The sequence below is a fragment of the Gordonia neofelifaecis NRRL B-59395 genome (assembly GCF_000192435.1).
GTDB classification, from domain to species: Bacteria; Actinomycetota; Actinomycetes; order Mycobacteriales; family Mycobacteriaceae; genus Gordonia; species Gordonia neofelifaecis.
Map to the genome: position 1 here is coordinate 1 of NZ_AEUD01000015.1, position 14,562 is coordinate 14,562.

General features: G+C 67.1%; 7 protein-coding genes and 2 tRNA genes. 7 read left to right on the forward strand and 2 right to left on the reverse strand.

All coding sequences use genetic code 11. The annotated features are described in order from the left end of the window. Positions 1-57: 57 nt before the first annotated feature. The 4 genes from SCNU_RS15530 (at position 58) to SCNU_RS15545 (ending at position 4,797) form a co-directional block, all read left to right on the forward strand. Positions 58-131 (forward strand) — tRNA-Cys (locus SCNU_RS15530). A gap of 19 nt (positions 132-150) precedes the next feature. After that, positions 151-225: transfer RNA gene (locus SCNU_RS15535), tRNA-Val, on the forward strand. A gap of 153 nt (positions 226-378) precedes the next feature. Then, positions 379-1,245, forward strand: coding sequence for a DUF4261 domain-containing protein (locus tag SCNU_RS15540; protein ID WP_009680348.1), 867 nt, complete (start codon positions 379-381; stop codon positions 1,243-1,245). A gap of 57 nt (positions 1,246-1,302) precedes the next feature. After that, a complete protein-coding gene (locus tag SCNU_RS15545; RefSeq protein WP_009680349.1) occupies positions 1,303-4,797 on the forward strand; it encodes a helicase-related protein in 3,495 nt (1,164 codons plus the stop codon). A gap of 14 nt (positions 4,798-4,811) precedes the next feature. On the opposite strand, the gene SCNU_RS15550 is transcribed toward SCNU_RS15545, so the two are convergent. Next, positions 4,812-6,416 carry a DUF222 domain-containing protein gene (locus SCNU_RS15550; RefSeq protein ID WP_040518631.1) on the reverse strand — a complete coding sequence of 535 codons (1,605 nt, stop codon included), beginning with the start codon at positions 6,414-6,416 and terminating at the stop codon, positions 4,812-4,814. A 153-nt stretch (positions 6,417-6,569) separates the two neighbouring features. On the opposite strand from SCNU_RS15550, the gene SCNU_RS15555 reads away from it, so the two are divergent. Both SCNU_RS15555 and SCNU_RS15560 read left to right on the forward strand, forming a co-directional pair. Next, complete coding sequence (locus SCNU_RS15555; protein WP_009680351.1) at positions 6,570-9,347, forward strand: DUF1156 domain-containing protein; 2,778 nt, start codon at positions 6,570-6,572, stop codon at positions 9,345-9,347. A 140-nt stretch (positions 9,348-9,487) separates the two neighbouring features. Next, entirely contained in the window at positions 9,488-12,901 is a 3,414-nt protein-coding gene (locus tag SCNU_RS15560; protein ID WP_009680352.1) for a DUF499 domain-containing protein, read from the forward strand. Between the two features lie 8 nt (positions 12,902-12,909). Here SCNU_RS15560 and SCNU_RS15565 read toward each other — a convergent pair whose 3' ends face one another. After that, positions 12,910-13,812, reverse strand: a complete 903-nt coding sequence (locus SCNU_RS15565; protein WP_009680353.1) for a DUF4261 domain-containing protein — start codon at positions 13,810-13,812, stop codon at positions 12,910-12,912. 121 nt (positions 13,813-13,933) lie between these two features. Here SCNU_RS15565 and SCNU_RS15570 point away from each other — a divergent pair, with 121 nt between their 5' ends. Further along, on the forward strand, positions 13,934-14,554 hold the full coding sequence (locus tag SCNU_RS15570) for a GNAT family N-acetyltransferase (protein ID WP_009680354.1): 621 nt from the start codon (positions 13,934-13,936) through the stop codon (positions 14,552-14,554). Positions 14,555-14,562 lie beyond the last annotated feature (8 nt).

Consider the following 14,562-nt stretch of genomic DNA (forward strand, 5'->3'; position numbering starts at 1 on the left):
CCTTGCCAAGGTGAGGGTCGCGGGTTCGAATCCCGTCATCCGCTCGGAAATTCACCTGGTGGCGTGGCCGAGTGGTGAGGCAACGGCCTGCAAAGCCGTGCACACGGGTTCGATTCCCGTCGCCACCTCCACCGACAGAATTCAATACCCGCGCGATTAGCTCAGTGGGAGAGCGCTTCCCTGACACGGAAGAGGTCACAAGTTCAATCCTTGTATCGCGCACCATCGAAGAAGCCCGCCGGATTCCGGCGGGCTTCTTCGCGTTCGGGCACGACCGTCCAGGCACGACCGTCCCGACATGGCAGGATTGACGGGGTTCCGCGTCCGTCGGAACTCCGTCAGCACCCGCACCCGCCCACACGGAAGGACCAGACTCCAGTGCCCAGCCTCGCGATGCTGTTTCAGAGCCGCCTCGATCCCGACCTGACCGGCGAGCGACTCGCCACGCAGATGCTGAGCGACTTCCCCGATCTGGACGCGGCGCTGCTGACTGTCGACGACGCGCCGGCAGGCAGGCGCACCGCCGAAGCCTCCCCGCTGTCGCTGACCTACGGCGACCAGCAGATCATCCTGCTGGGCACTCCCGAACCCGTCGGCGACGATCTCACCGAGATCGCCGCGTACAGCCGCCTCTGGCCGGACCAGACGCCTGCGCCCGCGGACTACGCCGCCCACACCATCGTCTCCGTCCTGCGCCCCGGTCGGGAGACCACGCACGTCGAAGGCCTCGCGGACGCCGCACTGCTGTCGAAGGTGATCGCCGCCGCGGTCGGCCTGTCGGAGACCGTCGTCGCCGTCTATTTCGGCAGCGCGAACCACGTGATCCTGCCGCCCCTCTTCCGGGACCTGGCGATCGAGACGCTGCCGGAACCGATGCTCCCCGCGTGGGTCGCCCTCAATGTCGCACCGCGGCCCGACGGTGTCATGACCGGCCATACGCGCGGCCTCGACATGCTCGGGCTGCCCGACGTCGAGATCGTGCAGTCGCACGAGTCGGCTGAGGACACCTTCGGCCGCATCATCAACACGGCGATCTATCTCCTCGAGAACGGTCCGGTGATCGGCGACGGCGACACACTCGGCGCCACCGAGACCGCGGAGATCGTCGCGCACCATGCGCCGTCGCAGGTCGACGCGGACAAGACCGTGCTGTCGCTGGAGTTCGTCGGCGAGGAGTTCCCCGAGTGGGAGGCACCCGAGAGCGAACCCCAGCCGAAGAAGCGTCGCTGGTTCGGGCGGAAGTAGCTCGTACCGCGGGGACTCGGTCCCCGATTTGTCCGACGTGCCCACTAAAGTGTGCACATGATCCTCGGCTCCCTCTCCGATCTCCGTCCCGGGCAACGACTGTCGGGGCGCTGGCGTGAACCGGTCCAGCTCGTCGCGGTGACCCCCAACGGTACGGCGGCGACGGTGGTCGTGCGCGACGACCGTCTCGGCGTACGCGAGGAGATGCTGTTCGCCGACGACGTCGCGTCGATCGTCGTCGAGGAGGACTTCGAGCGATCCTGGACGTTCGATGCCGACCCGCGAGCCTTCCGATTGGCGACCGAGGCGCTCCGCATCTCGATGACGGGGGCGCACGATCCGATGGCGGCCGTCGGGACGAGCGACATCTCCCCGCTGCCGCACCAGATCCGGGCGGTCTACGGCGAGCTCCTGCCGCGCACTCCCCTGCGGTTCCTCCTCGCCGACGATCCCGGCGCGGGCAAGACCGTCATGGCCGGGCTGTACGCGAAGGAGTTGTTGCTGCGCGGCGACCTCGCCCGCATGCTGATCGTGGCGCCGGGCGGACTCGTCGAGCAGTGGCAGGACGAGCTGGCCGTGAAGTTCGGCATCACCGCTACCCTCTTGACCCGCGAGCTCATCAACGCGAGCCCGAACGGCGATCCGTTCCCGGCTCATCCGCTGATGATCGCGCGCATGGATCAGCTGGCGCGTGATCCCGACCTCGTCGCGCATCTCGAAGTCAGCGAATGGGACCTGGTCGTGGTCGACGAGGCGCACCGCATGTCCGCGTCATGGCAGGGCTGGGACGGCGAGGTCCGGGAGACCGAGCGGTTCAAGCTCGGCCGCGTCCTCGGCGGCGTCGCCCGGAATCTGCTGCTGATGACCGCGACACCGCACGCGGGCAACGACGACAACTTCCAGCTCTTCCTCTCGTTGCTCGACGAGGACCGGTTCGCCGGCCGGCCGCAGTCGGATGCCGTGGCCGACACGTCCGGGCTCATGCGGCGGATGGTGAAGGAAGAACTGCTGACGTTCGAGGGCCGCCCCCTCTTCCCCGAACGCATCGCCGAGACCGTCCCCTACGAGTTGTCGGACGGCGAGGCCGAGTTGTACGAGGCCGTGACCCAGTACGTGCGTGTCGAGATGAACCGCGCTCAGAGTTCTCCGGACTCGCCGAAACGACGAACGGTCGGATTCGCGCTCACCGTCCTGCAGCGCAGGCTCGCGTCGAGCACCCACGCGGTGCTGCGGAGTCTGCAGCGCCGTCGTGACCGACTCGCGTCACGGCGGGCCGATCTGATCGCGGGCCGGATCCCGGTCGACGACCGGACTCCGCTGCCGCCGGCGGACGCCTTCGACGATCCGGACGAGTACAGCGCCGAAGAGTACGAACGCATCGAGGAGGAAGTGGTCGACGCGGCGACCGCGGCCCGGACCGTCGTCGAGCTCGACACGGAGATCGCGATCCTGGAAGACCTCGTCGGACTCGCGACGCGGGTGCGCGACCGCGGGATCGACCGTAAGTGGTCCGAGCTGCGGGGCCTCCTCACGGACCGGAAGCTGTTGCGGGACAAGAGCGGCCGACCCCGCAAGCTGATCGTCTTCACCGAGCACAAGGACACGCTGGACTACCTCACCGCGCAGATCCGCAACGTGCTCGGGTCGGACGACGCCGTCCTGACGATTCACGGCGGCACCCGGCGCGCGGACCGCGTCGCGATCCGCGAGCAGTTCACCAACGAACCCGACCGTCTGGTGCTGGTCGCGACCGATGCCGCCGGCGAGGGCCTGAACCTGCAAGCGGCGCACCTGATGGTGAACTACGACCTCCCGTGGAATCCGAATCGTCTCGAGCAGCGATTCGGCCGCATCCACCGCATCGGTCAGAAGAACGTCTGCCGACTCTGGAACATCGTCGCCGCCGAGACGCGCGAGGGCCAGGTCTATACGCGTCTGCTGGCGAAGATGGAGCAGCAGCGAGCGGCGTACGGCGGCAAGCTGTTCGATGTGCTCGGCGACGAGGCGTTCGCGGGCCGACCGCTGCGGGACCTGCTGTGGGATGCGGTGCTGTACGGCGACGATCCCGCGCGCATCGATGAGATCGAGCGCATCGTCGACGCCGAGGTCGCATCGGGGTGCGACACGCTCATCACCGAACGTGCCCTCGCGCGCGAGACGCTCGACCCGATCGAGATGGACCGGCTCCGACGAGCGATGGACGAGGCCACGGCTCGGCGTCTGCAGCCGCATTACATCGCCCAGTTCTTCGCCGACGCGTTCGCGACATACGGCGGACGGCTCGCCAAGCGCGAACGGCACCGATTCCAGATCACGAACGTGCCTGCGCCGCTTCGTCATCGAGACATTCGACGAGAGCATGCCGGGCGCCCGGTCACCAGATCGTACGAGCGAGTAACCTTCGAGCCGGCGGCTGTCTCGTCCGGACCGGTCCGCGCCGAACTCCTGGCGCCCGGGCACCCGTTGCTCGACGCGGTGATCGATTCCGTGCTCGACGGGAGCGCCGCCGGACTCGCGGCCGGTGCCACTCTCCTCGACCCGACGGACTCGGGCACCCGGCCGAGGGCTGTCTTCGCCGTGACCTCCGAGGTGGTCGACGGCACCGGCGCGGTCGTCGACAAGCGTTTCGCATTCGTTTCCGTCGCCGCCGACGGCACGATCTCCGACGCCGGTCCCGCGCCCCACCTCGACCTGCGACCGCTGCCGGACGATGCTCGGCCACCCGGGCTCGACTCGTTCATGGCGCAGTCGCTCACCGAGAGCGCGCTCTCCTGGGCCGCAGGCAGTGCGGTTCCACAGCATCTGCGCGAGATCAGGGAACGCGTGGTGCCGGAGGTCGAACGGACCGAGCAGGCCGTGCGGTCTCGACTCGTCGAGCAGATCAATTACCTCGACTCCGAAGTCGCGCGCCGACGCGAGGAGACCGCCGCGGGCAAACCGTCCAAGAAGCGGCGAATGAGTCCGGAACGACTCGAACGTCAGGCTCGGGAGTTGGAGGCGCGACTCGGGCGTCGGCTGCGCCAACTCGCCGACGAGCGCGCCCTCACCGCTCGACCGCCGCGGATCGTGACGGCGATGCTCGTCGTCCCGGCGGGAATGCTAGCGATGCAGGCTGATTCAGACGCCGTGAGCCGACACGCCGTCGACACGACCGTCACCGACCGGCGCGCCGTCGACGCGGTGCTGCGCGCCGAGCGCGACCTCGGCCGGACAGCTGAGGAGATGCCGCACAACAATCCGGGGTACGACGTCCTCTCGGTGCCCGCGCCGTCCGCCGACGGTGGTCGCGCGCCGTCGGTGTACATCGAGGTGAAGGGGCGTGTCGTCGGCGCTGACACGTTCTATGTGTCGTACAACCAGGTACTGCAGGGCAAGAACACCGGTGAGAACCACCGGCTCGCGATGGTCTCGGTCAGCCCGGACGGTCCTGAGCACGACGAAGTCCGGTACCTCACCGACTACTTCCGCGACATCGACCTCGCGAATGCCGACGTGAGCGGCGTCGAACTCAATTGGCACAAGGCCTGGAGGAAGGCCACCCCACCGCACTGAGTGGCGTCGCCTCGTCAGAACGGCGGCTCGCCGTCGGCGACCACGGCCACTTCCCGCCGTCGGCGGTTGGCCGCACGCATCTGCATGCGGTAGCGGTGCTTGGCCTGAGTTCGAGTCATGCCCCGTTCCGGTTCACTCTCGGCGTGTCGCATTTCCGGGCGCGTCGCGGACGAATCCGACACGCCGAACGACACGCCGTGGTTGCACTGGATGTGTCCCAGCTCCGGCAGCAGCCACATGTTCAAGGCCTGCCGACGAACGGTCATACCCTCCGGAGTGGTGACTTCGGTCCAGATCACACCGTTCGCGTCGACGATCTGATCGTCGACCCAGCCTTCGGCGTGGGTCTTCAATCCGTGATGGAAACGGCACTTCGGATTGAGGTTGCACAGGCAGGTCGGGCCGCCCGCGCTGGGGTCGACGTGGTCGAACTCGACGACGTGGTCGAGGTCGGACTTCCACGCCGGGCGGTTGCAGCCGGCGACGGTGCAGGTGCCGAACAGGGCGCGAGCGGCCGTGTCGACCGCCGCCGACGGACGGTACCGACCGGCGTGTCGCGTACAGTCGGCGATCACCGTGTCCAGGTCCAACTCGCGGATCACCGCATCTGGACGGCTGACTACCTCGCGCGCGTGCTGCGCGGAGATCGGGCCGACGCCGTCCTCGTAAGCCGGAGTCTGCGACACGCCGTCGAGCGTCTCCTTGCGCACCACGACGTGAACCATCACCTGGGCGCGTCGCGCGTCGATCTGCGCGGGCGCCAACTCCGAGACGCAGTCGTCCCGCTCGCACAGGCAGGTGAACTGGCTCTGCTGCAGCAGTGCGGTGGCCGCGTCGGACCGGCGGGCCTGCTTGGTCCGCGGATCGAACGGGCACACCCGGTCGGCGAGCGCGTTGATCGCCCCGAGGGAAATCGCCGCATCCTCGGTGGAGCCGACGATCACCATCTCCGACACACCGTCGGCGACCGGCGTCACCGACACCTTCTTGCTCGACGCGACCTGCTCACGAGTCAGCAGCGCGGCGTCCGGGTCGTGCTCGGCCACGATCCCCGCGACGGTCGACTCCACCCGGTTCGCCGTCAGCCCACCCATCCCGGCCAGCCGGTGCGCGATCTCCGCATCGATGAAGGCGAGCAGATCGGCATCGTCGACCAACGCGGTCTGCTCCACGGCCCGCACGAACCAGCAGACGTTGAGGATGCCGTCGCGCATGAGCCGGCCGATCGCCGGAATCCGCTCGAAGCAGGCGATGGCCCGATCGACGAACAGCTCTCCCGCGTACTGTCCGACGCCCGCCACCGTCGCGTACGAGCTCGCGACCTGGCACTGCGGATCGAACAGCCTGGTGTATGCATCCACCGACGGATCGGCCTCCAACTCAGCCTGCCGCGCCCGGTACAGCGAGTACGCCGCCTGGTAGCGGTGCCACATCACCAAACCGTGAAAGCAGTCGGCCCGCGCCGCAAAGTTCAGCAACGCGGCTCGATCGGCCCGCGACACCTCGGCAGCGCCCGGACCCGAGTCCTCGACTGCGACCGGAGCAACGATCCGGATGACGATCGTCCCGTCCTCGACCACCACCGACGAGCCCGAACCCTCCCTCACCTGCGTATTCATCATTCCCCCTTCGATCACCTCGAACTTACATTCGATGATAGGAGGAGGGTCTGACAAAACAGGCGAAGGACTCAGGTCCGCCCGTCAAGCACACTGTTGTGTGCGATATCTTGGAACGTTCTGGTCCGCCGCGCGTTTCATCAAGGGGTTCACGTGTCCACCGATGCACACAGCAATGTTCAGCGACGTAAGTTGATCGAGGTCAGCATCCCGCTGCAGAAGATCAACGAGGAGTCGGCGCGGGAGAAGTCGATCCGTCACGGGCACCCGTCGACCTTGCACCTGTGGTGGGCGCGTCGGCCCCTCGCCGCGGCGCGCGCCGTGCTGTTCGCTCAGCTCGTCGACGATCCCGCTTCGCGACCGGACCTCTACCCCACCGAAGCTGAACAGGTCGCCGAGCGGAAGCACCTGTTCGAGCTGATCGAGCGACTCGTGGTGTGGGAGAACTCCAACGATGAGCGACTCCTGGCAGAGGCACACCAGAAGATCTTGGAATCCACGGACGGCAATCCGCCGCCGATTCTCGATCCCTTCGCCGGCGGCGGCTCCATACCTCTTGAGGCGCAGCGCCTCGGGCTCGAAGCTCATGCCTCCGACCTGAACCCTGTCGCGGTGTTGATCAACAAGGCGCTGATCGAGATCCCGCCGAAGTTCGCGGGTCAACCGCCCGTGTTCCCGGGTGCCGCGAGCGAATCCATTCAGACCTGGCCTCGCGCAACAGGACTCGCTGAAGATGTACGGCGCTACGGCCAGTGGATGCGAGACGAGGCCGAGAAGCGCATCGGACACCTGTACCCGAAGGCAACCCTGCCCGATGGTGGCGAGGCAACGGTGATCGCCTGGATCTGGGCGAGGACGGTCACGTGCCCGAATCCGGAGTGCCAGATCTCGATGCCGCTCGTCCGATCCTGGTGGCTCGGGAAGAAAAAGGGCAAGGAGGCGTACGTCGTTCCCGTAATCGACGGCAAGACCGTGCGATACGAGATCGGCCACGATCCGGCGAAGGCGCCGACGAAGGAGACGGACGGAACTGTCGGACGGACCGGTGCGACTTGCATTCGGTGCGGGACGGCGGTGGAACTGAAGTACATTCGCGCCGAGGGCCGCGCAGGCCGAATGGGCGAACAGTTGATGGCTACTGTTGCGGAGGGAACGCGGCGGAGGGTCTACTCAGCGCCATCAGTGGCGCATGAAAACGCGGCGGCTGTCCCTGCCCCGCATGATGTGCCGTCGGGGATATTGGCAAAGAACTCCAGAGACTTCAAGACGCCGAACTACGGGATGACGACCTTCGCCTCACTCTTCACACCACGCCAACTCACGGCGCTGACGACGTTCAGCGATCTGGTCGGAGAGGCCCGCGAGTTGGTCTTGCGCGACGCGCTCGCTGCCGGGCTGCCCGAAGGGGAACGGCTCGACGGCGGCGGGTCTGATGCCGCTGCCTATGCGGATGCGGTTGCGACGATCGCGGGCATCGTAGTTTCGAAGCTCGCTGATCGCAATGCCGCGATTGTGTCGTGGGACAGCAGTGTTAAGCAGGAAGCTCCGGCCCATGTGTTTACTCGCCAAGCCATAGCGATGAACTGGGACTTCGCCGAAGCAAACATCTTCGGCAGTAGCACAGGCAACTGGACCGATGCACTGCGGCGCACTGTACTTCCAGTCGAGCGCACCATCGGAGATGGACACCCCGGCACAGCGAAGCAGGTTGATGCCCAGGATGCCGTTGTAGATCGCGCCATCATCTCAACCGACCCGCCCTACTACGACAACATCGGCTACTCCGACCTCTCCGACTTCTTCTACGTCTGGCTTCGCCGGTCACTCAAGGACATTCATCCGTCGATCCTGTCGACCATGCTCGTGCCGAAGACCGAGGAACTGGTGGCCAACCCCTACCGTCATGACGGTAAGGAGGGAGCGCACAAGTTCTTCGAGGACGGGTTCCGCGAGGTCTTCCGTCGCGCTCGCGAGCACGCGTACGAGGACTTCCCGATCACCGTCTACTACGCGTTCAAGCAGCAGGACTCGTCGAAGGGCGGGCAGGCGTCGACCGGCTGGGAGACGTTGCTGGAAGGCATGATCCGCTCGGGCTGGCAGATCACGGCAACGTGGCCGATGCGGTCGGAGCTCGGCAACCGCATGCTCAGCCAGGGCACCAACGCCCTTGCCTCCTCTATCGTCCTGGCACTGCGGCCGCGACCGGAGGAGGCGCCCCGAGTCGACCGTCGGACGTTCTTGGCGCGACTGCGAACCGAGCTGCCGACGAACCTGCGCGAGTTGCAGCAGGGGGCGATCGCGCCGGTCGACCTGCCGCAGGCCGCGATCGGGCCGGGCATGGCGATCTTCTCCGAGTACAGCGCGGTGCTGGAGGACGACGGGTCCAAGATGACGGTGCGGACCGCACTGCAGCGGATCAATGCGATCCTCGACGAGGTGCTCGGCGAGCTCGAGAACGACTTCGACGCGCCGACACGCTTCGCGCTCACCTGGTTCCGGCAGAACGGCTTCGACAGCGGAAAGTTCGGCGACGCGGAGTCGCTGGCGAACGCACGGAGTATCTCGCTCGACGGAATGGAGCGATCCGGCATTCTGGCCAAGGGCGGCGGCAAGGCCGCGCTGATCGCACCGTCGGACATGCCCGTCGACTACGACCCGTCGACCGACTCGTCGATCAGCCAGTGGGAGATCGTGATGCACCTGGTGCGGGTGCTCGACTCGGAGGGCATTCCGGCGGCATCGACGCTGCTGAGTCTGGTGCCCGACGCGATCGACACCGATCTGTGCCGGGAACTCGCCAGCCTCCTGTTCAAACTGGCCGAGGACCGCAAGTCCACGGCGCTCGCCGTCAGCTTCAACAACCTCGGCGCGGCGTGGAGTGACATCGCGCGGGGTGCGCGCGGCGCGGTCCATCAGGAAGTCCTGCTGTGATCGGCATCCGCGGCGGCGCGGTGACACAGCCTTGACCTGAGTGCCCAGATTGTCCGACCACTGCGCTAACCTTCGACTCAAATACACACTGTGGTGTGCGCAGCTTTCCCGTATCGATGTGAACTTCGAAAGGAACCTCCGTGGCGCCGAGTAACCGGGACCGGATCCATCAGGCGTTCGAGCTCCTCGGACCCGCGGTCGACCGCTTCTTGACCGAGACGCTCGGTCCCGGTCTCCCGCCGGGCGCGAGCGGCTGGATCGACGTGCTCCGCGCCGTGCGGGCACCGAACGCGCACCCGGATAAGAAGTACAACCCGCTCGATCCGTCGGACAGCCTGCGCATGTTCTCCGACAACATCCCGTACAAGTACCGACGGGGTTGGGATCCGATCGGCAAGCGGCTGAGCCGCGCTCAGATGTCGTGGGCGACGCAGCTCGTCGACGCGCGCAACCGGTTCGCGCATCACGAGAACTTCACCAACGACGACGCGCAGTTCGACCTCGACCTCTGCCACCGCTTCCTGCTGGCGATCGGCGCGCCGAAGGAAGCCGCCGAGGTGGCAAAGCTGCGCGACGACGTGCGCGCGATCGGCACCCGGCAGGCCACCGAGCGCGCGGCGCGCAACGCGCCCGCGCTCCAGGTCGGGTCCGAGAACCTGCCGGCGTGGCGTGACGTGCTGACGCCGCACCCCGACATTCAGAGCGACCGGTTCAACGCCGCCGAGTTCGCCGCCGACCTCTACACGGTCGCGATGAGCAGCGGCGGCCACAAGTCCGAGTACACCGACCCGGGCGAATTCTTCGGCCGCACCTACCTCACCGAGGGCCTGCGGGATCTGATCACGCGCAACGTCGCACGCCTCACTGGCGATGAGAACGCCTCGCCCGTGATCAACCTGCAGACTAACTTCGGCGGCGGCAAGACGCACTCGATGCTCGCGCTCTGGCATCTCGCCTCGGGTGCGGACAACCATGTGTTCGGCGATGAGGTCGCGCCGTTGGCGAAGCCGCTCGCCGACCTGAACGACGGCGTCCGGCGCGTCGCCCTCGTCGGCAACCAGCTGGTGCCGTCCCGCGAGAACAGCGAGGGCGGCCGGCCGAACATCCGCACGCTCTGGGGAGAACTCGCCTGGCAGCTCGGCGGTCAGGAGGCGTACGATATCATCGCCGAGTCCGACCGCACGTCCACCAACCCCGGCGCGGACCTGCGTGAGCTCTTCGAGCTGTACTCCCCCGCGGTGATCCTGATCGACGAATGGGTCGCCTACGCGCGCCAGCTCGTCGACCCGCCGAAGCCGCTGCCCGCGGGCGACTTCGACACCCAGTTCACCTTCGCGCAGACCCTGACCGAGGCCGCCCGCGCCACCAAGGGCATCCAGGTGGTCATCTCGATTCCGGCGTCGTCGAGCACCGATGGGTCCGACGGTGACGGCGATGAAGTGAACGACGAGGAGGTCGGCGGCGAGTACGGACGCGAGGCCCTCAACGCGCTCAAGCACGTCATTGGCCGTACCGCCGACCAGTGGCAGCCCGCCAACGCCGAGGAGAGCTTCGAGATCGTGCGGCGACGCATCTTCTCCACGCCCGACGCGGAGGCGTCCGCCAAGATCGCCAACATCGCGAAGACGATCGTCGAGTTCTACCGGAAGTACCACGCCGAGTTCCCCTCGGAAGTGCGCGACTCGCAGTACGAGGACCGCATCAAGCGCTGCTATCCGATCCACCCCGAGTTGTTCGACCGGCTCTATCAGGACTGGTCGACGCTCGACCGCTTCCAGCGCACCCGCGGCGTCCTGCAGATGATGAATCGTGTCGTCGGCACCCTGTGGCGCTCGGACAACACATCGGCGCTGATCCTGCCCGGCACCGTGCCGCTCGAGGACTCCGACGTGGTCTCCGAGGTGACGAAGTACCTCGAGGATCAGTTCAAGCCGATCATCCACACGGACGTCGCCGGCCCCGAGTCGGTGCCGTTCCACCTCGACAAGAACAACGAGCACCTCGGCAAACGCAAAGTGGCACAACGACTCTCCCGGGCCGTGTTCATGGCGGCCACCCCGGGTCTGCACTCCGCGCACAAGGGCGCGGAGAAGCAGCGCGTGTTCCTCGGCACCGCGCTGCCGGGCGACGTGCCCGGCAACTTCCACTCAGCGCTCGACGCCCTGTCCAGCCAGTCGACGTACCTGTACACGGAATCATCGCGCTACTGGTACGACACCCAGGCCAACATCACCCGCACGGCTCGCGACCACGCCGCCGGGCTCGCCTCCGCCGACGTGTGGGCCGAGGTGGAGCGTCGCCTGACCGAACTGCGAAAGACGTCGCCGGGCAAGGCCTTCGCCGGCATTCATGTGTTCCCCGAGTCCTCGGCGGACGTGCCCGACGAGACCGACACCCGGCTGGTCGTGGTCCCGATGGAACACACGTACGCCGCACGATCGTCGGCCCCGACCGCCATGCCATGGGCCAAGGACGTCCTCGAACACCGCGGCACCGCGATCCGCTCCTTCAAGAATTCACTGGTCTTCCTCGCCGCCGACCAGAACCGGGCGCGGGAGCTCGACGACGCGGTCCGCAACTATCTCGCGTGGAAACACGTCGCCGACAACGCCGACGACTACGGGCTGGGCGGACAGCAGACCAAACAGGCCGCCGATCGACGGGCAGCCAGCGACGACATCGTCGCCAGCCGCCTGAACGAGACCTTCTGCTGGGCCCTGTGCCCGAACCAGCAGCCCGGTGAGGCCACGTACTCGATCGACGTCGTCAATGTGGCCGGCAGCAAGAACGACGTGTACACCCGGGCCGGCGACAAACTCGGATCCGACCACATCGCGCTGGCCCGCTCGTCGTCCCTCATCCAGCTCGACCTGACCGAACGGCTCCCCGCGGCATGGGCGTCCGGCCATCTCGAAGTCGGCACCCTCCACAGGTACTACGCGACATATCCCTACCTGGCCCGCCTGCGCGACCGCGACGTCCTCATCGACGGCCTCTACTCCGTCCTCGACGACCAGATCAGCTGGCGCCAACAGGGATTCGCCTTCGCCGACGCGTACGACGAGAAGACTGAACGGTACGTCGGGCTCCATCTGCCGAGCGACGACGCGACACTGCACCTCTCGGACAGCACCCTGATCGTGAAGCCCGGACCGGCAGACGCGCAGCGAGAGAAGGAGATCGCCGAGCAGCGCGACCGGGAGGGCGCCCAGGCCGGCGAGGGCGGTGAGAGCGGTGAGAGCGGCGGAATGACGGCCGGGACCGACGCCGGTCAGAGCGAAGGTGGCGCCGCGACCACCCGCCCGGTACCGCGGGATGCTCCCAAGCGGCGCTACTTCGGTTCCGCACGTCTCGACGCGGACTTCCCCGCACGCGATTTCGGCATCATCCAGCAGGAGATCCTGAAGCACCTGTCGTCGACGGCGGGACGGGTCGAGATCCGGATCGAGATCAGCGCCGACAACCCTGACGGCTTCGACGACTCGGCACGTCGGACGGTCTCGGAGAACGCGACGACCCTGGGGTTCGAGCAGTCCGGGTTCGACGTCGACTAGCGGTGGAATTAGCGCTTCTTCTTGCGCGCCGCGGCCCGTCGCTCGGCCCGGTTCGCCGGTGCCGCGGCGACCGACTCCAACTGCAGGACCAGGTGGTCCGGGTCGTACTTGGAGGGGCCGATGTGAGCGATGAAGTGGCCGACCTCGCTCTCCAGCGTGTCGCCGTCGGCGATGACCAGGCCGTCGTCGTACATCAGCACGGCGGTATCGACGATGACCTTGACGACGTGCTCGGCGGGCAGGGTGCTGTCGCTGATCTCGATGTCGAGCAGGCCGAGCTCCGACATCCCGATCGTCTCGCCGGAGACGACACCGCCCTCTTCGGCGACCATGAAGTCGACCCACAGCATGAGCGGCAGATCCGGCGAGACGTCGAGCGCCGCGGCCCGGTAGGCCGCCGGGTCCGCGATCTGTTCGGAGGTGTGCATGTAGACGGCCTGGATCGAGTCGGTGCACGCGACGAGCGACGTCACCACCCGCGAGATCAACGTCGCCTCCGCGATCAGGTCACGGTCCTGGTCGAAGAGGAGATCCGCGGCCGCCTCCTCGTCGCCGTCCAGCACGTCCGCCGATACCTCCGGTAGCACCGTGACCACGAGCGACGGCCCATCCACGTCGGGAAGCTCTGAGTCGGCGTCCCACAGCGGGCTCGCCTCCGCCGCCTCCGCGATCTCGAGCTCGTACGGCGCGTCGAAGTCCGCGATGAGGACCCGCACATCGTCGAACTGAACGCTCAATCCGAACGACGGTGCCTCCGGATCGTCCGACACCTCTTCGATCCCGACCACGACGGAGTCGAACTCGGCATTCAGCAGTTCACCCCAGTCGGCGCGCAGCTGGTCGAGCAACGCCTCCGCGGTCAGGTCGGTGTCGATCCGGGTCGAGAACAGGGTGACGAGCAACGGGTCCACGGGGACATCCTCACGATCGATGCGGCAGTCGAGGTTCTGGCGTCTATTGGACCAGCCCAGTCACGGAATGTCGTGCCCGGCGGCATATGCGGCGCGTCCGGCGAACGGGCACAATCGATATGTGACGCCGCAGCCCTCCCGCACCGAGACTCCCGACGGCACCGCGCTGGTCGTCGAGACCGCCGTCGACCCGTCGCTCGCACCGACGATCGCTGACGTCGCCGCGGCGACCTTTCCGCTGGCCTGCCCGCCGCATTCGACTCCGGAGAACATCGCCGCGCACATCGAACAGGTGCTGTCCGCCGAGCGGTTCTCGGAGTACCTCACCGATCCGGTGAAGCAGGTGCTGATCGCCCGCCTCGGACCGAGCGGCCCGATCATCGGGTACGCCCTGCTCGTCCACGACATCCCGACGGACCCCGACGTGTTCGCCGCGGTCGACGCGGCCGCCGCCGGATCCGAGGCGATCGCGAATCGGACGGTCACCGAGATCTCGAAGATGTACGTGCTGCCCGCCCATCACGCCGCCAACAATGAACTGCGCCCGTCGCACGCGCTGATGTCCGCGGCGGTCGACGCCGCGCGCAGCCGGGGCGCGACCCTGATCTGGCTGGGCGTGCACTCCGGCAACGAGCGGGCCAAGAAGTACTACACAAAGATGGGGTTCCGACAGATCGGCACCAAGACGTTCGACATGAACGGCGCGATCGAGCACGACTTCGTCCTCGCCCGCGGCTGTTAGCTCAGGTC

Coding starts and splice junctions, on each gene's coding strand:
- SCNU_RS15545 (WP_009680349.1), top strand. CDS start 1,303: ATGATCCTCGGCTCCCTCTCCGATCTCCGTCCCGGGCAACGACTGTCG.
- SCNU_RS15550 (WP_040518631.1), bottom strand. CDS start 6,416: ATGAATACGCAGGTGAGGGAGGGTTCGGGCTCGTCGGTGGTGGTCGAG.